The 17319-nt window shown below is 58.9% G+C and carries 17 protein-coding genes, 1 tRNA gene and 1 other RNA gene; 8 read left to right on the top strand and 11 right to left on the bottom strand.

What is annotated here, in order from left to right; translation table 11 throughout:
• Nucleotides 1-97: 97 nt before the first annotated feature.
• Nucleotides 98-1708, top strand: a complete 1611-nt coding sequence (locus tag ABIB48_RS17325; protein WP_110107599.1) for a peptide chain release factor 3 — start codon at nucleotides 98-100, stop codon at nucleotides 1706-1708.
• 45 nt (nucleotides 1709-1753) lie between these two features.
• Here the strand turns inward: ABIB48_RS17325 and ABIB48_RS17320 are convergent, their stop codons facing one another.
• Nucleotides 1754-2587, bottom strand: coding sequence for an HNH endonuclease family protein (locus ABIB48_RS17320; protein ID WP_354213745.1), 834 nt, complete (start codon nucleotides 2585-2587; stop codon nucleotides 1754-1756).
• A gap of 261 nt (nucleotides 2588-2848) precedes the next feature.
• Here ABIB48_RS17320 and ABIB48_RS17315 point away from each other — a divergent pair, with 261 nt between their 5' ends.
• Entirely contained in the window at nucleotides 2849-3007 is a 159-nt protein-coding gene (locus tag ABIB48_RS17315) for a hypothetical protein (protein WP_170121021.1), read from the top strand.
• A 308-nt stretch (nucleotides 3008-3315) separates the two neighbouring features.
• On the opposite strand, the gene rnpB is transcribed toward ABIB48_RS17315, so the two are convergent.
• Nucleotides 3316-3699, bottom strand: an RNA gene (gene rnpB, locus ABIB48_RS17310) — RNase P RNA component class A.
• Between the two features lie 89 nt (nucleotides 3700-3788).
• Nucleotides 3789-5270 carry a glyceraldehyde-3-phosphate dehydrogenase gene (locus ABIB48_RS17305; RefSeq protein ID WP_354213744.1) on the bottom strand — a complete coding sequence of 494 codons (1482 nt, stop codon included), beginning with the start codon at nucleotides 5268-5270 and terminating at the stop codon, nucleotides 3789-3791.
• 262 nt (nucleotides 5271-5532) lie between these two features.
• Here ABIB48_RS17305 and ABIB48_RS17300 point away from each other — a divergent pair, with 262 nt between their 5' ends.
• Nucleotides 5533-6297 (top strand): YaaA family protein, encoded by a 765-nt coding sequence (locus tag ABIB48_RS17300; protein WP_354213743.1) that lies wholly within the window; start codon nucleotides 5533-5535, stop codon nucleotides 6295-6297.
• A gap of 78 nt (nucleotides 6298-6375) precedes the next feature.
• On the opposite strand, the gene ABIB48_RS17295 is transcribed toward ABIB48_RS17300, so the two are convergent.
• On the bottom strand, nucleotides 6376-7113 hold the full coding sequence (locus ABIB48_RS17295) for a zinc ribbon domain-containing protein (RefSeq protein ID WP_110107602.1): 738 nt from the start codon (nucleotides 7111-7113) through the stop codon (nucleotides 6376-6378).
• Between the two features lie 49 nt (nucleotides 7114-7162).
• Complete coding sequence (locus ABIB48_RS17290; RefSeq protein WP_502914150.1) at nucleotides 7163-8203, bottom strand: Nif3-like dinuclear metal center hexameric protein; 1041 nt, start codon at nucleotides 8201-8203, stop codon at nucleotides 7163-7165.
• Nucleotides 8204-8291: 88 nt separating this feature from the next.
• On the opposite strand from ABIB48_RS17290, the gene msrA reads away from it, so the two are divergent.
• The 4 genes from msrA to map all read left to right on the top strand — a co-directional run bounded on the left by msrA (nucleotide 8292) and on the right by map (nucleotide 11436).
• Nucleotides 8292-8816 carry a peptide-methionine (S)-S-oxide reductase MsrA gene (msrA, locus tag ABIB48_RS17285; protein ID WP_315913804.1) on the top strand — a complete coding sequence of 175 codons (525 nt, stop codon included), beginning with the start codon at nucleotides 8292-8294 and terminating at the stop codon, nucleotides 8814-8816.
• A gap of 103 nt (nucleotides 8817-8919) precedes the next feature.
• The gene (cysK, locus tag ABIB48_RS17280; RefSeq protein WP_354213742.1) at nucleotides 8920-9855 is read left to right on the top strand and encodes a cysteine synthase A; all 936 of its coding nucleotides are present in this window, start codon (nucleotides 8920-8922) and stop codon (nucleotides 9853-9855) included.
• Between the two features lie 147 nt (nucleotides 9856-10002).
• Complete coding sequence (gene epsC / locus ABIB48_RS17275) at nucleotides 10003-10590, top strand: serine O-acetyltransferase EpsC (protein WP_110107606.1); 588 nt, start codon at nucleotides 10003-10005, stop codon at nucleotides 10588-10590.
• Between the two features lie 81 nt (nucleotides 10591-10671).
• Nucleotides 10672-11436 carry a type I methionyl aminopeptidase gene (gene map / locus ABIB48_RS17270; protein WP_110107608.1) on the top strand — a complete coding sequence of 255 codons (765 nt, stop codon included), beginning with the start codon at nucleotides 10672-10674 and terminating at the stop codon, nucleotides 11434-11436.
• A gap of 321 nt (nucleotides 11437-11757) precedes the next feature.
• Here map and gnd read toward each other — a convergent pair whose 3' ends face one another.
• The 6 genes from gnd to ABIB48_RS17240 all read right to left on the bottom strand — a co-directional run bounded on the left by gnd (nucleotide 11758) and on the right by ABIB48_RS17240 (nucleotide 16898).
• On the bottom strand, nucleotides 11758-13209 hold the full coding sequence (gnd, locus tag ABIB48_RS17265; protein WP_110107610.1) for an NADP-dependent phosphogluconate dehydrogenase: 1452 nt from the start codon (nucleotides 13207-13209) through the stop codon (nucleotides 11758-11760).
• Nucleotides 13210-13719: 510 nt separating this feature from the next.
• The gene (locus ABIB48_RS17260; RefSeq protein ID WP_315913403.1) at nucleotides 13720-14622 is read right to left on the bottom strand and encodes an exonuclease domain-containing protein; all 903 of its coding nucleotides are present in this window, start codon (nucleotides 14620-14622) and stop codon (nucleotides 13720-13722) included.
• A 266-nt stretch (nucleotides 14623-14888) separates the two neighbouring features.
• Nucleotides 14889-14964, bottom strand: a tRNA-Val gene (locus ABIB48_RS17255).
• Nucleotides 14965-15038: 74 nt separating this feature from the next.
• Entirely contained in the window at nucleotides 15039-15986 is a 948-nt protein-coding gene (locus ABIB48_RS17250; RefSeq protein WP_354213741.1) for an NAD-dependent protein deacetylase, read from the bottom strand.
• 2 nt (nucleotides 15987-15988) lie between these two features.
• Complete coding sequence (locus ABIB48_RS17245; protein ID WP_110107616.1) at nucleotides 15989-16462, bottom strand: peroxiredoxin; 474 nt, start codon at nucleotides 16460-16462, stop codon at nucleotides 15989-15991.
• 16 nt (nucleotides 16463-16478) lie between these two features.
• Nucleotides 16479-16898 carry a DUF3052 domain-containing protein gene (locus ABIB48_RS17240; RefSeq protein ID WP_110107618.1) on the bottom strand — a complete coding sequence of 140 codons (420 nt, stop codon included), beginning with the start codon at nucleotides 16896-16898 and terminating at the stop codon, nucleotides 16479-16481.
• Nucleotides 16899-17207: 309 nt separating this feature from the next.
• Between ABIB48_RS17240 and ABIB48_RS18070 the strand changes: the two genes are divergently transcribed.
• A partial coding sequence (locus ABIB48_RS18070; protein WP_502914154.1) for a pyruvate dehydrogenase E1 component-related protein occupies nucleotides 17208-17319 on the top strand: 112 nt, incomplete at its 3' end.

Raw genomic sequence — 17319 nt, 5'->3', positions numbered from 1 at the left:
GGAGCACACGGAAACGCCCACCTGCACCCTGCGCTAAACTTGATAGTTGCGCCCTGCCCATGCATAAACTAAGTCTTTACCGCTAGAAAGTAGTCTCGTGTCCTCTCCGGCTCAGTCCCCCGCCCTCGCCACCGAAATTTCCGGCCAGGCGGAGCGTCGGCGAACCTTCGCCGTCATCTCACACCCCGATGCCGGAAAATCCACGCTGACCGAGGCGTTGGCCTTGCACGCAAAGGTGATTGGTACTGCCGGTGCTACAAACGGCAAATCCAACCGCAGGGACACCATCTCTGACTGGCAGCAGATGGAGAAGGACCGCGGTATTTCCATCAGTTCTGCGGCGCTGCAGTTCTCCTACCGAGATACTGTCATCAACTTGCTGGACACCCCCGGCCACGCCGACTTCTCCGAAGACACTTACCGGGTGCTGGCCGCCGTGGACTGTGCCGTCATGCTGGTAGACGCCGGTAAGGGCCTGGAAACCCAGACCATGAAACTCTTTGAAGTGTGCCGCCAGCGCAACCTTCCCATCATCACTGTCATCAACAAATGGGACCGTCCGGGTCTTGATCCGTTGGAACTCATGGATGAGATCACCGAGCGCACGGGCCTGACCCCTATGCCGTTGACGTGGGCCATTGGCATTGCCGGAGACTTCCGCGGAGTGTGGGACATCCGCCGCAATGAGTTCGCGAAGTTTGCCCGCAATAGTTCCGGTGCCCAGATTGCGCTGACTGAATACCTCACCCCGGAACAGGCCGCCATCTCCGAAGGCGATGCCTGGACGGATTCCACCGACGAGGCCTCCCTGGTGGTGGATGAGGCCAACCCGTTGGACTTGGACGCTTTCTACGCGGGCAAGGCCACTCCCCTGCTGTTCTCCTCTGCCGCCTTGAACTTCGGTGTGAAGCAGATCTTGGACACCCTGGTGGACTTTGCCCCTCCTGCCACGCCCCGTGCGGATATAGAAGGCACCGAGCGCCCCGTTGACGCTCCCTTCTCCGGCTTCGTCTTCAAGGTCCAGGCCGGTATGAACCAGGCCCACCGCGATCATGTGGCCTTTGTGCGGGTTTGCTCGGGCATGTTTGAGCGCGGAATGGTGGTCACTCAATCACGCACGGGCAAGTCCTTCGCCACCAAGTACGCCCAGCAGGTGTTTGGCCGCGAACGCGAAGTCATTGACACCGCATTCCCGGGTGACGTGGTGGGTTTGGTCAACGCCTCATCCTTACGCGTGGGCGACTCCTTGTTCGTGGAAGAATCCGTGGAGTACCCGGCCATCCCGCTGTTCGCGCCTGAACACTTCCAGGTGGCACGCTCCAAGGACCCCAGTAAGTACAAGCAGTTCCGCCGTGGCATTGAGCAGCTCGAGCACGAAGGCGTCATCCAGGTGCTGCGCTCTGACCTGCGCGGCGACCAGGCACCTGTGCTCGCCGCCGTGGGCCCCATGCAATTTGAGGTGGTTGAGGACCGCATGCACCACGACTTCAACGCGCCCATGCGTTTAGAACGACTCCCCTACTCCTTGGCCAGATTGACCACGGCTGATGCAACGGCCGTTTTGGCCAACGTTCATGGCGCTGAGGTCCTCGAGCGTAGTGACGGAGAGTTCCTGGCTCTGTTCAACGATATTTGGGCCATGCGCCGCGTGGAAAAGAACCATCCGGATCTGCCGTTGAGTGAAATCGGCACCTCGATGCAAAAGTAGTCTGGCCAGCCCGCAGACAAAGTCTGCCCTTCCGGTATTTTCCCTTCAGGGGAGATAGCCGGAGGGCAGGCTTTGTTGTTTCGGGCACAGCCCTAACACCCGTTTCATGGCGGCCTTCTCTGCCGGGGTGACCCACAACCGGTAGGCGGCCTTCACAGAAATTTGGCGGGCCACATAGTGGCAACGGAACTTCTTATCTGGTGGGAGCCAAGCGGCCGCATCGCCATCTGACTTCTCTTGATTGGCGGGCCCGTCTGCTGCAAGGAGGTTCAACGGATCATTGGCCAGGCTTTGGCGCTGGACAGTGGTCAGCACCTGGGCCCCTGTCTGCCAGGCATTACCGAGGGCCACCACATGATCGATCTGCACCGCACCGCTGGTGTCTTTGCCCCGTTTGAAGGCAACCTCCTTACCGGTGTAATGCTCGGCGAGCGTTCCCGATGCGACAAGACACCGGGACCCGGCCGTGAATTTCACAGCCGTCATATCCCTGCGCAGGATGTCGTTGCGGGTATCGCAGCCATTGGAGTCCGCGTCCATCCACGCCTCTCCAAAGGCACTGCGGTCATAATCGTTGCGTGCCGCCTTACCTTTGACCGGCAGCGTTTGAAGAATTGCCAGCGCGGAGGCAGAGCCCACCACCAGCACGGGTTGCCCCAAGGCAGCCGGCGGGGTGGCAACGGCCGGTGGCGGTCCCGGATCCGGCTCAAAGGGCCACCTCCCGGAGCTGTGCAGCCACCCAGTCAGCAGCGCCAGCACAATGATCACAAACACCGCCATGGTGCGCGCGGGAGCTCGGGGCTCCGGGTGCAGGGTGTCCAGGCGCTGCCGGCCCCGGAGCTGTGTGCGCCGCGGCAGCAGGCGTGCATGCCGTGCCATAAAAACCCCTTTGACCAGTTGCCTTAAGTCTAGGAGTTTGGCTGCCAGCGCGCCCGGGGTTGTCCACAGCGGGGTTGTCCACAGGAAGAGCGCCCACCGGGAGCCCTTGGGTAGGACCACGATCCAAAGAAACGTGCGTGGCTGCCGCAACCCGAACAACTACACATCAATTATTCTCCTCAGAAGTGCCGCCCGGATTTCTATGGCTGTGATCATGGTGCCGAATTTTACTCAGCAAAGTGGGTAGCGTAGATTTGATGAATGGTACAAATCATTGCTGTTCTTCTTATCATCTGGCTAGTCCTTGCTGTCCTGGGCTTTGTAGTCAAGGGGCTATTGTGGCTGGCCATTATTGGCGTTGTATTGTTCGTGGTTACGGCTGCGGTTGGTTGGGTACGGCGTAACGCGCTAAACAAGTAATCGAGAGTTGGGCCGGTCGCCTCAAGCGGCCGGCCTTTTTCATGCCCGCACCTCTTCTTAGCCAGCGCTTCCCTTCTGCGTCGAGGATCTGTTCAGTAGGAGATGCGGATGGAGTGAAGAAGATGTAGTGCGGTACGCACTGGTTGTTGGGCAGTTTTCTATCTCGCCCAGATTCCGTATTTGCCCAGTCTGCCCGCGGTGTTGGGGCCAGACCTCTGAGCATGCACCGACGGTGCCCGCAAACCAAATAAATATGGCACGTTTCCCCCTGAAAAAACGGGCAAAACGCACCATAAAAATGTAAAAAGTGGATAGGGCAGTCTGTACGCCGGGTTTTGTCGTCCGCCGCAGTTACCTGCGGCGAAGAGGCAACCATCCATCTACGGACGCCGTTGCCGACGCCCTCTAGCAGCCTACCCAGGCACTCGGGCGAACAGCCCTCAATCATGCCCTGTCTGGCCTTGCTCCGGGTGGGGTTTACCGAGCTTCCCCAGTCACCTGGGGAACTGGTGGTCTCTTACACCACCGTTTCACCCTTACCGGCAACAGTCCTTGCGAACCGTGCCGGCGGTCTACTTTCTGTGGCACTTTCCTGCGGGTTACCCCGAGTGGGCGTTACCCACCACCCCGTTCTGCGGAGCCCGGACGTTCCTCGAGCCACTTACGTGACGCGCGGTTGCCCAACTGCCCTATCCAGCTACTAAGTGTACAGGGCCGGGTGCACAAAGGTGCGTAGCGGCGTCGTACGTTTAAGCACGACGCCGGTACGCACCTTGGGTACCTAGCTGATCAATGCGGCGCTTGACTCGAGCGCCGGGAATTGGAGGGGGTGCACGCCGGCCATTTCCTCCATGACACGCACTACCTGGCAGCTGTAGCCAAACTCGTTGTCATACCAGACGTAGAGGACAAGGTTTTTATCGGTGCTGATGGTTGCCAGGCCGTCAACAATCCCTGCGCGCCGGTAGCCCACGAAGTCCGAGGAGACCACCTCGGGTGAATCAATGTAATCGATCTGTTTACGGAAGTCAGAGTTCAGTGACATGTCCCGCAAAAACGCGTTGACCTCATCCTTGGTGGTCCCGTTTTCCAGTGTCAGGTTCAAAATAGCCATGGACACGTTGGGGGTTGGTACGCGGATGGAGTTGCCCGTCAGTTTGCCTTCCAACTCGGGCAACGCCTTGGCCACGGCCTTGGCAGCACCGGTCTCGGCAATGACCATGTTCAGGGCGGCGGAACGGCCGCGGCGGTCACCCTTGTGGAAGTTATCCGTGAGGTTCTGATCATTGGTGAACGAGTGCACCGTCTCCACATGTCCGTGCACAATCCCGTATTTGTCGTTGAGGACCTTCAGCACGGGCGTGATGGCGTTAGTGGTGCAGGAGGCAGCGGTGACAATCTTGTCCCCGGCCTCGATCATGTGGTGGTTGATACCGTACACAATGTTCTTCAGGGCGCCCTTGCCCGGGGCTGTCAGCAGGACGCGGGCAGCACCCTTGGACAACAGGTGTTGGGACAGGCCTTCTTCATCGCGCCAGCGGCCCGTGTTATCCACAATGATCGCGTTCGTAATACCAAACGCGGTGTAGTCAATGGTTGAGGGGCTATCCGAGTAAATCACCTGGATGGATGTGCCATTGGCCTGGATGATGTTATTTTCGGTGTCTATGGTGATGGTGCCGTCGAAGGGGCCATGCACGGAGTCGCGGCGCAGCAGGCTGGCCCGCTTGGCCAGGTCTGTCTCGCCACCCTTGCGGACCACAATGGCACGCAGACGCAAGCCGTGGCCACCGCCGTTGTGTTCGATGAGGATGCGGGCCAGCAGGCGCCCAATCCGGCCAAAACCGTACAACACCACATCGGTGCTGGTGCGTCCGTCTTCGCCGCGGCGGCCAACAATAGAGGCCAACTCAGTGCGCAGGAACGTTTCCAGATCAGCCTCGCCGGAGGCCTTGAAAGCAGCGTTGAGGCGGGCAACATCCAGGGATGACGGACCCAGCTGGAGCTTGTCCAGGATTTCAATGAGGGGCAGCGTCTGCTCTAGGGGCAGTTCGCAGTTGTCAATGTGCCGGGCAAAGCGGTGGGCCTTGAGGATGTCATAGGGGGACTTGTTGATCAGTGAGCGCCCGTGAACATTAGCAATGACATTGTTCTCACGGTACAGGCGTCCGATCAGCGGAATCATGGCCTCGGCCATGCTCTCGCGTTGGATCCAGGTTTGTAATGCGGCATCCGTGTGTGTCGGAGCCTGGTTGATCGTCACGTCAAACTACCTTTCCTGGCCCAAAACACCCTTGGTTTAAGCCTGCTCCCAGTGTGACAGCGCTCCGTGTTTACCCGCGAGTTACGTGAACCACTTCACTAGACCGGTCTAGTACCTGGTCAGCTGGCCGCTACTCGCCCCTACTTCTCCTGCCGAACGTAGAGTTAATTCCGCTGTCTGTCCTCCAAGCACGTGCCTTAGCAGCACTTTGGAATGCGGTGCGCTTGAAAGCGGCGCAGCTTTGAGGCGATAAGCTCCTAGGGTGCTGATTCTGTTGCCGCCTTCTGAAGGCAAGACCCCCGCCGATTCCGGATCCCCTGTTGATCTGGCCACCTTGAGTTTCCCCTCACTCACCACGGCAAGGCAGGCCGTGTCCACCGCTTTGGCTTTAGTCTCCGGCCAGGATGATGCCCTCAATCAATTGGGTGTGGGTGCCTCCTTGGGGCATGAAGTGCACCGCAACACCCGCCTGGACCAAGAGCCGGCAGCCCCCGCCCACAGTATTTACACGGGCGTGCTCTTCGATGCCCTTGGCTACAACAGCATGACGGCAATGCAGAAGCGCAAGGCCGATGCCGCCGTCGTGGTTATATCCGGGCTATGGGGTGCAGTGGGATTCGCCGACAGCATTCCCGCGTACCGGCTCTCCATGTCGGTGGGCCTGCCCGGACTGGGAAAGCTGGCCAGTTTCTGGAAACCGCAACTGGCGCAGGTGCTGGCGGAGCATGCGGAGGGCCACCTTCTGGTGGATTGCCGCTCCAGTAGTTACGCGGCTGCCTGGGTGCCTGACCCGGAACGCACTGTGGCCGTGAATGTTTTCACCGAGCGCGACGGCGCCCGCAAGGTTGTCTCCCACTTCGCCAAACATACTCGAGGGGAACTGGCTAGGCACTTGCTCACCCGCCGAGGCAAAACCCCCGAAACACCCGCCCAGCTGGCACACGTTGCTGCGGAACGGTGGGTTGTGGAGCTGGTCCCAGGAACGGCTCGCAAGGCGCACGCGCTGAACATCATTCTGACGGACTGATCACCAGCTTTTTACTTTTCATTCCTCGAATGCGGCCCACGTAAGGGGCTCATTCGAGGAATGAGATCAGGGAGCGGTTTAGCCCCACTCCTCCGAGCGGACCAAAATGGCGCCGGAGTCCGGGCAGAAGACAATGGTGTCAGCCGGAGCTTTTTTAATATCTACCAAGTCACCGGCGCTAAGCTGCATGCCCGAACCTTCTGACTTGCCGTGGAAGAGCCGTGCCGCACCCACCCCATATTTAGCCAGCGAACGGTCGTAGATGGCCAGCAGTGCCGGATCGAAGGTGGCCGTCAGTTCGGTGCGCTCGCCTAGCGTGGCATCGCGCTCAAGCTTCAACCCGACCAACTTGCTCCGCACCTCATCAAGGACCTCATCCAGCACTGACTGCATCTGCGCTACGAGCCCTTGCTGGGCAGCCTGGTCAGATGTTGCCGCCTCGAACGCCTCCATGGCTTCAAGTTCTGTATCTTCAAGGTCACTACGGCGCTTGGTCAGTGATTCAATTTCACTCTGCAGTGCCATGAGATCTTTAGAGAGCCCCGTGCCACTATTGAGCTTGGCCTCATCACGTTCAATCCGCGCTACGACGGCGGCAACATCGTCCTCTGCCTTGGTCAAGGCCCGGTGGCAATCGCTGACAGCCGTGTCAAGGACAACCAGATCGCTCTTCGCCACGGTGACCCCGGCATGCAGATCTGGCAGCCTGGGATCTTCCTTCAACGCCTTTGCCTGGACATCAAGTCCGCGCAATTTTCCGTCCAATACCGCAATGTCCAGCAAACGCATTTGCTCGGCCGGTGCTGCCTTAGCCATGTAACTCCTCCTGCTTCATCACGTGATGAAAATAGTTCTTAGAACAAGCCTAGTTCCCGGGAGTCAGAATAAAGTCCCACGGGTCCGTGTTGGTCTGGCTCAATGCCAATTCTGCGGCAAATCCCTGATCGGCAAGCACGTTTCCTAGAGCCACCATGGCGTTGGGTAGCCACAGCCATTCGCTGGCAAAGTGTGAAAGATCAATGAGGTAGGGCCGCCCGTCCAGTCGCGCCTCGCGGGCTTCGGAGGCTGGGTGGTGGCGGAGGTCTGCCGTGATAAACACATCGGCGTCGCTTGCCCGTACGGCGTCAAAGAGAGAGTCACCAGCTCCGCCACATACAGCTACCTTGCGCACTAGAGCATCCCGTTCACCAGAGACCCGCACTCCCCCGGCTACGGCGGGCAGGGTGAGGAACACCTTTGCGGCCAGGTCACCAAGTTTTTCCGGAGCTGGCAAGAAACCTACGCGCCCAATGCCTTCTTCCACGAGTCCGTTGACGGCTGGCATGAGTGGCTGCACGTCACCGAGTTTTAAGATGTCCGCCAAGACGTCTGAGACACCGCCAACGGCGCTGTCGCCATTGGTGTGAACCGTCAGGAGAGCGCAGCCACCCTCAATGAGCCGGTGGATGGCCCTCCCTTTCCCTGTTGTGGCGGCCACAGAGTTGACCCCTTTCAACAGCAGCGGGTGGTGGGTGATCAGTAATTGGGCGCCCCACTCTAGGGCTTCCTCAATCACTTCCAAGGTAGGGTCCACGGCAAACATGATCCTGTCCACCTCGGCTTCGGGGCGGCCCACTACCAAGCCCACACGGTCCCATTCTTCGGCGAGAGATTCTGGCCAGAGTTCTTCCGCAGCGAGCAGAACATCAGAGAGGACGGGGGGCTCAGGGGCATCGTGCGCTGTGTCCTCAGCGTTGCCGGCCCCGTCATGCTCCGGTGATTCTTCCGCGATGCCGTTTTGTTGGCTGTCCAACACATCGGCTTCAGCCATATCGCTAGCATCCTCGGACAGCTCCGGGGTATCGCCCATCCGGGCAACTTCGCCAGATCCGGGCTCTGACGGGGGGAAAGTTGGTTCCTCGCTCATGTTCCTACCTTACTTGCGGGCGGCAGGTGCCGAGCACACTTTGTGAGGGTTGGGAATCATCCGGCTCAGAAATGACTTATAAATGAACATGAAGACTTTTGTATTGGGCGGTGGTTGCTTTTGGTGCCTCGACGCCGTGTATCAGATGACCCGGGGCGTTCAATCGGTAGTGTCCGGTTATACCGGCGGCGCTCTACCCAACCCCAGTTATGATCAAATTTGCACGGGCATGACAGGTCACGCAGAAATTGTTCAAGTCACTTTTGACGAGAACATCATCCCTTCTGAGACCATTTTGGACATGTTTTTTGTTCAGCACGATCCCACTACTTTGAACCGTCAGGGTTATGACACCGGCACCCAGTACCGCTCTTCCATGTTCTACCGTGATGAGAGTGAAGAAGCGGAATTCCGTGCAGCAATTGTGCGCAATCAGCCGCTGTGGAAAGACCCCATAGTCACGGAAGTCACCAGGCTAGGGACCATCTATGAGGCAGAGAATTATCACCAGGATTTCTATGCGCAGCGTCCCGAGGTGGGCTACTGCCGGGTCATTATCAACCCAAAAATTGCGAAAGTTAGAAAACATTACGCGAAGTGGCTGACCGCCTAGAACCACGTCTTGGTACTGACTACGCTGGCCACAAAGCACAGTATGAAGTTCCCTTGCGTGAACTCCCGCTGCCAACACCCATTAGAACGACGAAGGACCACCCATGGCACGTATCTATGACAATGTCACACAGCTGGTTGGCGGCACCCCTTTGGTGCGCCTGAACCACCTGACTGAAGGCCTGAACGCCACCGTCGCTGTGAAGTTGGAGTTCTACAACCCGGCTAACAGCGTCAAGGACCGGATTGGCGTGGCCATTGTTGATGCCGCCGAAGCCTCCGGTGAACTCAAGCCTGGTGGAACCATTGTTGAAGGCACCTCCGGTAACACAGGCATCGCCTTGGCCATGGTGGGTGCCGCCCGCGGTTACAAGGTCATCTTGACCATGCCGGAGACCATGTCCACCGAACGCCGTGTCATGCTGCGCGCCTATGGTGCTGAAATTATTCTGACCCCGGGTTCTGAGGGCATGCGTGGGGCAGTGGAGAAGGCCAAGGAAATTGTGGCCAACACCGAGAACGCCATCTGGGCCCAGCAGTTCGCCAATGAGGCTAACCCGGCCATCCACCGACTCACCACGGCCGAAGAAATTTGGAATGACACCGACGGCGCCGTGGATATTTTTGTTGCCGGCGTTGGTACCGGCGGTACGGTCACCGGCGTGGGCCAGGTCCTGAAGGATCGCAAACCAGGGGTACAAATTGTGGCCGTCGAGCCCATTGATTCAGCCATTCTTAACGGTGGAGCCCCCGGCCCCCATAAGATTCAGGGCCTGGGGGCAAACTTCATTCCCGAGATTCTTGACCAGAACATCTACGACGAAGTCATGGATGCCACGCTGGAGGACTCTGTCCGTGTAGCGCGCGATCTGGGTATGCGCGAAGGAATTTTGGGTGGTATTTCCTCCGGCGCCATTGTTTGGGCAGCCCTTGAATTGGCCAAGCGCCCGGAAAACGCTGGCAAGCTCATCGTCGCAATTGTTTGCGATTTTGGTGAGCGCTACATTTCAACTGTGCTCTATGACGATATCCGCGGCTAAGCCCATACCCTATGTGAGGACCTGTTAGACCGGAATATTTCCCGCATCACTGACGCTGTGTCAGTGGTGCGGGTCTTCTGGTATGTGGGACCGGCACCCTAAAACCTGCGCCACAATGCGTTTGTGGCGATCAACTGAAAGAAGTCTGTGGGATTTTTCAGCAGAATACGTGAAGACCTCGAATCGGCACGCTCGCATGACCCCGCAGCACGGGGTTCCATGGAGAATCTTTTTGTGTACTCCGGCCTGCACGCCATCTGGGTGCACCGGCTGACACACAAGATGTGGGCTACGCCTGCCCTGCGTTTCCCGGCCCGGGTACTTTCACAACTGACCCGTTTTGCCACCGGTATTGAGATACACCCAGGCGCCACTATTGGCAGACGGTTTTTCATTGACCACGGCATGGGCGTTGTCATTGGTGAAACCGCCGAGATCGGTGATGACGTCATGATTTACCACGGCGTCACGCTCGGCGGCCGTTCGCTGGCAAAAACCAAACGCCACCCCACCATCGGCAACCGGGTCACCATCGGCGCTGGTGCAAAGATCCTGGGCCCCATCTACATTGGTGACGATTCAGCGGTAGGGGCCAACGCGGTCGTGGTTAAGGATGCGCCGGCCGAGTCCATCCTCACCGGTATCCCCGCCAAATCTCGGCACCGGGATGCGCGCCGGGAAATGGCTCCTGCTGTGGATCCGGCCGAATATATTGACCCCGCTATGTGGATCTAGGCCTGTTTGACGCACGCCAGGGGGCTGGCTCGAAGATATTGTTATACCGAGACAGTTACTGGAAATATGTAAAGGAAGCCCATGATCGAAATCCTCACCCCTGCACGGCTTGAACTGGCGAAGAAGAGCGGGGCGTTCGTTGCCCAGGTACTTAAGAGTCTTCAGGAACGCGTGGTTGTCGGCACAAATCTGCTGGAAATTGATGCCTGGGCGGCAGAGATGATCGCCGAGGCAGGGGCTATCTCCTGCTACGTGGATTATGCGCCTGCCTTCGGCCGCGGCCCGTTTGGTCATGTCATTTGCACGTCCGTCAACGACGCCGTGCTGCACGGGCTCCCCCACGATTACACTATTGCCGACGGCGATTTGCTCACCCTCGACTTCGCCGTGTCCCTCAACGGTGTTGTGGCTGACGCCGCCATCAGTTTCATTGTTGGCACCCCGCGCGATCCCGAGGATCAGCGCCTTATCGATGCCACCCGGGCCGCATTGGCGGCCGGTATTGCTGCGGCAAAGCCCGGTGCACGGGTGGGTGATATTTCTGCTGCTATTGGCAAGGTTCTCAAGGCCGCCGGATACAGCGTCAACACCGATTTTGGCGGGCATGGGGTGGGCTCCACCATGCACCAGGAACCCCATATCGCCAACAACGGCAAGGCTGGGCAAGGCTACAAGCTCAAGGCTGGACTGCTGCTCGCGATCGAACCCTGGGCCATGGTGGACACCGCCAAACTTGTCATGGACCCCGACGGCTGGACCCTGCGCAGCGCCACCGGGGCCCGCACAGCCCATACCGAGCACACGGTGGCCATCACCAAAAATGGCCCGGAGATCCTCACAGCCTGACCCTACTCAAGGGCACAAGCACTGTTAAGAAACGACGGCGGCCGGCAACTTTCTTATGGAAAGTTGCCGGCCGCCGTAGTGCTTCATACCCACGCGTGCGGGTGGATGGGCCCACGCCCGCGAGGGACCCGCTGCGAGCTTGCGGTGGTCCGGGTGGATGGGCCCACGCCCGCGAGGGACCCGCTGCGAGCTTGCGGTGGTCCGGGTGGATGGGCCCACGCCCGCGAGGGACCTGCTGCGAGCTTGCGGTGGTCCGGGTGGATGGGCCCACGCCCGCGAGGGACCCGCTGCGAGCTTGCGAGCAGTGGGAGCGGGTGGGGACTAGTGCGTGTCTACCGCTGAGATTTCAGTCTTGTCGCCGCTCCACTGGGTGTGGAAGGTGCCTTCTTCGTCAACACGGTTGTACGTGTGAGCGCCGAAGAGATCGCGCAGGCCCTGGGTCAGGGCTGCGGGCAGACGCTTGCGGCGCAGGCCGTCATAGTAGGCCAGCGAGGAGGAGAATACGGGTACGGGGATTCCCAGCTGGACTGCAGTGGAGACCACGCGGCGCCAGGCCGGGAGGACCTCGGCGATTTCCGCTGCAAAGGCCGGGGCGAACAGCAGGTTTGCCGGCTTGTCCTCTGCGGCGTAGGCCTTGGTGATGTCCTTGAGCAGTTCGGCCCGGATGATGCAGCCGCCGCGCCACAGCGAGGCGATCTCATCCAGCTTCAGATCCCAGTTGTACTCGGTGGCTGCGCTGGTGAGCATGTCGATGCCCTGCGCGTAGCTGATGAGCTTGGATGCGTAGAGCGCCTGGCGAACGTCCTCAACGAAGTCGGCGCCCAGTTCAACGGCAACCTCGTGGCCAGCCAGAACTTCCTGGCCAATGGCACGCTGATCGCGCTGTGAGGACAGGCCGCGCGCAAACACGGACTCGGCGATGGCTGAGATGGGTGAACCCAGATCCAGACCGGACTGAACGGTCCAGCGGCCCGTACCCTTCTGGCCTGCCGAGTCAACAATGACGTCAACCAGCGGCTTACCGGTCTTGGCGTCGACATGGCCAAGAACTTCAGCGGTGATTTCAATCAGGAAGGAGGCCAACTGGCCTTCGTTCCACTTACCGAAGATCTCTGCCTGCTCTGCCGGCTCAATGCCAGCAGCGCTGCGGAGGAGATCGTAAGCCTCACCGATGACCTGCATGTCGGCGTATTCGATCCCGTTATGGACCATCTTCACAAAGTGACCAGCGCCATCGGTGCCGATCCATGCACAGCAGGGCTCGCCGTCGACCTTGGCAGAAATTTTCTCCAACAGCGGGCCAAGGGCATCGTAGGATTCCTTGGAACCACCGGGCATGATGGACGGACCCAGCAGGGCACCTTCCTCACCACCGGAGACGCCGACGCCTACGAAGTGCAGATCCTTCTTGGCCAGATCCGCTTCACGGCGTCGGGTGTCCTGAAAGTTGGAGTTACCGCCGTCGATGATGATATCGCCAGCTTCCATCAGCGGGACGAGCTGATCGATAACGGAGTCAACGGGACCGCCAGCCTTGACCATGATGAGCACGCGGCGCGGCTTCTCCAAGGACTCCACGAGCTCGGCCAGGGTCTCGGTACGAACAAAAGCGCCCTCGCTGCCGTGTGCGTTAAGCAGCGCGTCAGTCTTTTCGACCGAGCGGTTGTGCAGCGCCACGGTGTATCCGTTGCGAGCCAGGTTGCGGGCCAGGTTTGCGCCCATGACGGCCAGGCCGGTGACGCCAATCTGTGCTGTTCCAATTTGTGCAGACATAGTACCTCCAGAGAAAATATCGGGTTTCCTCAAGCTTATCCGTGTTGGGACCCGTTCCGCAGCAGCTTCCAAGATTTGGGCACTCGCAGCCTGTCATAAATGACTTGCAACTTGGCGCCCGCATTGCCAAACGCAAACCCCAAGTACCCCAGATTGAGAGGTAGAACGTCCCGCCATTGTGCTTTGGGCGCAGAGACTGTATATTAAATCCAGATCCTCCACTGTGGCGTCCCCCAATAGCCACAGTGGAGGATCATCCATTTTAAGGACTTTCCCGCCAACTCCCCGGCTCTAAATTGGCTGCCACGGCACTACTTTCCGTGGCTACCGCGCCAGGCTGGGGAGCGATCTGAAAATGTTCAGTGTCAGTTTGCATCTTGCACCGTCGCAGGATATATTTTTATTACTGGTTCCCCACCACAGCGTCCCCCAATAGCTGTGGCGGGGAACCTTTTTAGTTTGCCCACCTTTGAGCCCGGCACAGCCCCACGCTTGAAGGTGGCCGCAGAGTTACTTGAAGGCCAGCAACCGCAGGAACTGTAACTCACTGATGATTCGGATATCCTGACCGGCCGAGGCCAGTTCCGCAGCTCGTTTGACCTTGGCGCTAGGGCGCCCGCCTCCCAGGACCTCTGCGCTGACTACCATGGTCACCTTCTTAGTTGTGCTGTTGGCAATAGTTGCACCCTTGGCCGCAGCCGCATCCTGTGCCTGAACCCTGGGCATGGCGGCAAGATCCCCGCTAAAGACGATTGTCTGGCCAAAGAGGGGCCCATAGGGGTTCGCCTGGGGGTTGGGCGGTGGCAGGTCCGCCAGCTTACGCGTGTAGCCTACCGCGTAGTAGCTAGGCAGCTTAGCCGCTTCGTTCTTCGCTTCGGGCCATAAGGCTGAAAGTGTGGCCGCTCCGCTGCGCCTGGCCAGTTCAATCGCAATGAGGGCGCTGGCACGGGCGTCGTCGCCGGCGTCATGATGGTTGAACGCGGGCAACTCCAAGGCACCCACCACATCTGAAAGCGTGTAGTGGTCCAGTTGTAGGTGCTTGCGGGCAAGGGTCAAGGTGCAGTGAAAGTCCAAGTTGGTGGCGGGCAAACCACTGGCCTCATTGGCCTTGGATATGACTGATTTTTCAAAGCTGACGTTGTGGCCCACTAGGGCGTCGCCGCCAATGAAGTCCATCATGGGGCCGTGAATGCCACGCCAGTCCGGCATGTTGCGCACGTGCGCGGCCGTAATGCCATGGATACCCACGTTTATGGGAAGAAAGTCCGCATAGCCTGGCAGCGGCTTCATGAGCCATGAAACCTGCTCCACCACCTGACCGGATTTGACCTTGGTCAACCCCACTGCGCACGCGGAGGCGCGGTAGTTATTGGCTGTTTCAAAATCGATCGCGGTAAATGAAATACCATCCATGGCGTCCCCGTCTTATTCTGTGCAAGTTATTGCGTGCATCTGGTGCAGTTCCATACCCCAAGGCCGCCCCAGGCATCGGACCATCTTCCCATCCGGAGCCGCTTGAGCTGTACTTTGACGTTCTCGCTATGGTTCAAACCACAGCAGAAACTTCATAGCGGCGCGCATTCGAGGATGGGAGCGCAAGTGGGCGTCAAACCATGCGTCAACGCAAAGAACCCCGCCTGTCCGTAGCCGTTTGGCGCCGGAATGGCGGGGTTCTTCTATGGTGGGTCCTACCGGGATCGAACCGATGACATCCACGGTGTAAACGTGGCGCTCTACCAGCTGAGCTAAAGACCCATTCGCTAACCAGCTCTTCAAGCATTGCGCTTGTTGGGCTGACCAACGAGAAACTACTGTACACGATGTTTTGCCTATTGCGCCAATCGGGGAGTCAATACGTGTGTGAGATAGCTCATAGCTTCCCCAACTCCTATTTCGGCCTTGATGGTTGCCAAGGAATCCCCGCGGGTTTGGCCCTTGTTAATGATGATGACGGGCTTGCCATCCTTGGCGGCCTTTTTGACGAACCGCAGACCGGACAGGACAGTCAACGAAGACCCTGCCACCAAAAGGGCTGCTCCCGCGTCAACCATAGCGAAGGATCGGAGAACCCTGTCCTTGGGAACATTTTCACCGAAGAAGACGAAATCCGGCTTCAGGAGACCACCACATAGCGGACACTTGGCAACATTGAAGGTGGATATGAGGCTCTCAGCCACCACGTCAGCGTCCGCGTCTGGCGCCTGAGGTGCCCCGCCAGCTGCCGAGATGGCATCAATGAATCCTGGATTGAGTTCATTCAAGATAGTGGCGAGAAAAGCCCGTGAGTAGTGATTGCCGCAGTCCATGCAGAGGACCTGATCGAACCTGCCATGTAGATCCACCACATTTTCGGCCCCAGCTTCTTCATGGAGCCTGTCGACGTTTTGCGTCACAATCCCCGTCAGAATCCCGCTGCGCTCCAGAGCAACCGTGGCAAAGTGCCCAGTATTTGGCTTGGCGGTGCGCAGATGTGACCAGCCCACATGATTTCTGGCCCAATAACGCTGGCGAAGCCGGACATCGCCCATAAATTCCTGGTAGGTCAGCGGGGTTCGCGGGACAGCTTGCGGTCCCCGATAGTCCGGGATGCCGGAATCGGTACTTATTCCAGCCCCGGTGAGTAGCGCGAATTTCTTCTCACCCAGCAACGCAGCAACACCGTCCAAGGTGTCTAGCTCCGTATCGTTCAGCACCGAGGCAGCATTATTGGCCGCACCCAGCCTCGAGCTTTGCTGCACAAAACCCGTCTGCCCAATACCAGGGCGCACGTTGTCCATTGCTACAACAACTCCAACGCCTGCCGGTAACGGGCCAGCGGCCGCGCCTGCCCGGAAGGCGTACTAAAGAGATCGGCAATAACGCCTCCGGCCGTAATCAAAAAAGTACTTCGCCCTGCCATGCCATGCACCGGATCAAAAACCCCGTAACGTTGCGCCACTGCGCCGTGCGGCCAGAAATCGGCCAGCAGGTCAAAAGCGTAACCCTGAGCCTGGGCATAGGCGCGAAGCGTGTACTTCGCATCCACGGATACCGCCAGGATGCGCACCCCCGCGGCCTGGAAGTCACCGAGGTTATCGCGCAGCACGCCCAACTCCCCCGTACAAATACCGGAGTGCGCGAAGGGGTAGAACACTAAGGCCACCGGGGTGCCACGCAATTCAGCAAGCGCAATAGGCTCACCAAACTGATTAGACAGAGTGAAATCTGGGGCAAGGTCCCCAATGCTCAAGCACGGTTGCCTGGCGGCATCCATCTGTGGCCAGCCAGCCTTACTGGCGTTTGCGCGGCGCTAGGCGCGTTGCGGCCCAGTCAGCAGAAACCCCCGCAGTGGTGGTGACATGCAGTCCTGCCGTGGGAGCAGCTTCCTGAATGTCCGACGGAGGGACGTAACCATCGCGCCCCTGCTTGGGTGTCATGATCCACACCACCCCACCTTCATCCAAGGTTGTCAGTGAATCAACGAGGGAATCCACGAGGTCACCATCGTCTTCTCGCCACCAAAAAATGACTGAATCCACTACGTCATGATCATGCTCGTCAAACATTTCGGACCCAATGAGGGCCTCAATGCTCTCGCGTAGATCAAAATCAACGTCGTCGTCGTATCCGAGTTCTTGGATGAGATCTCCATCCTTGAACCCTAAATTGCCTGCCACCTTGGCAACAGTGCCGGCGTCGGCCTCACTCACGTTTTTCCTCCTGCGGTCAGCGCTTGCACGCTGGTTTGTTGGTCAATAACCCCAGTCTAGGGGGTGAGCCCGCATTGCCTCCACTTAACGCAGTACCAGCGGCCGGCGGACTCAAAGACCCTGACGGATATTGTGATTTACCTTACTCACTTTGTGCACGGTTCCCCAGAGTCCACGATTCAAGTGCCTTCCGGCGTGTTCATGCAACGGTCAAGGCTACGCACAGGGCGCCACTGCGGTCTAGAGTGTCTGTACACGCCCAGAGCCACAGCACTGGGCGTCACACACTGCTTTTAAGAGAGGTTGGACGTGGCTGCAGGAGATACGAACTCCCATATCCTTAGCGGGTTGACTAACCAGCTACCTGATCGTGATCCGGAGGAGACTGCCGAGTGGCTTGAGTCTTTGGATGCGTTGATTC

Source organism: Arthrobacter sp. UYCu511, assembly GCF_040547105.1.
GTDB lineage: Bacteria > Actinomycetota > Actinomycetes > Actinomycetales > Micrococcaceae > Specibacter > Specibacter psychrochitiniphilus.
This window is presented reverse-complemented; position numbering and strand designations above follow the sequence as displayed.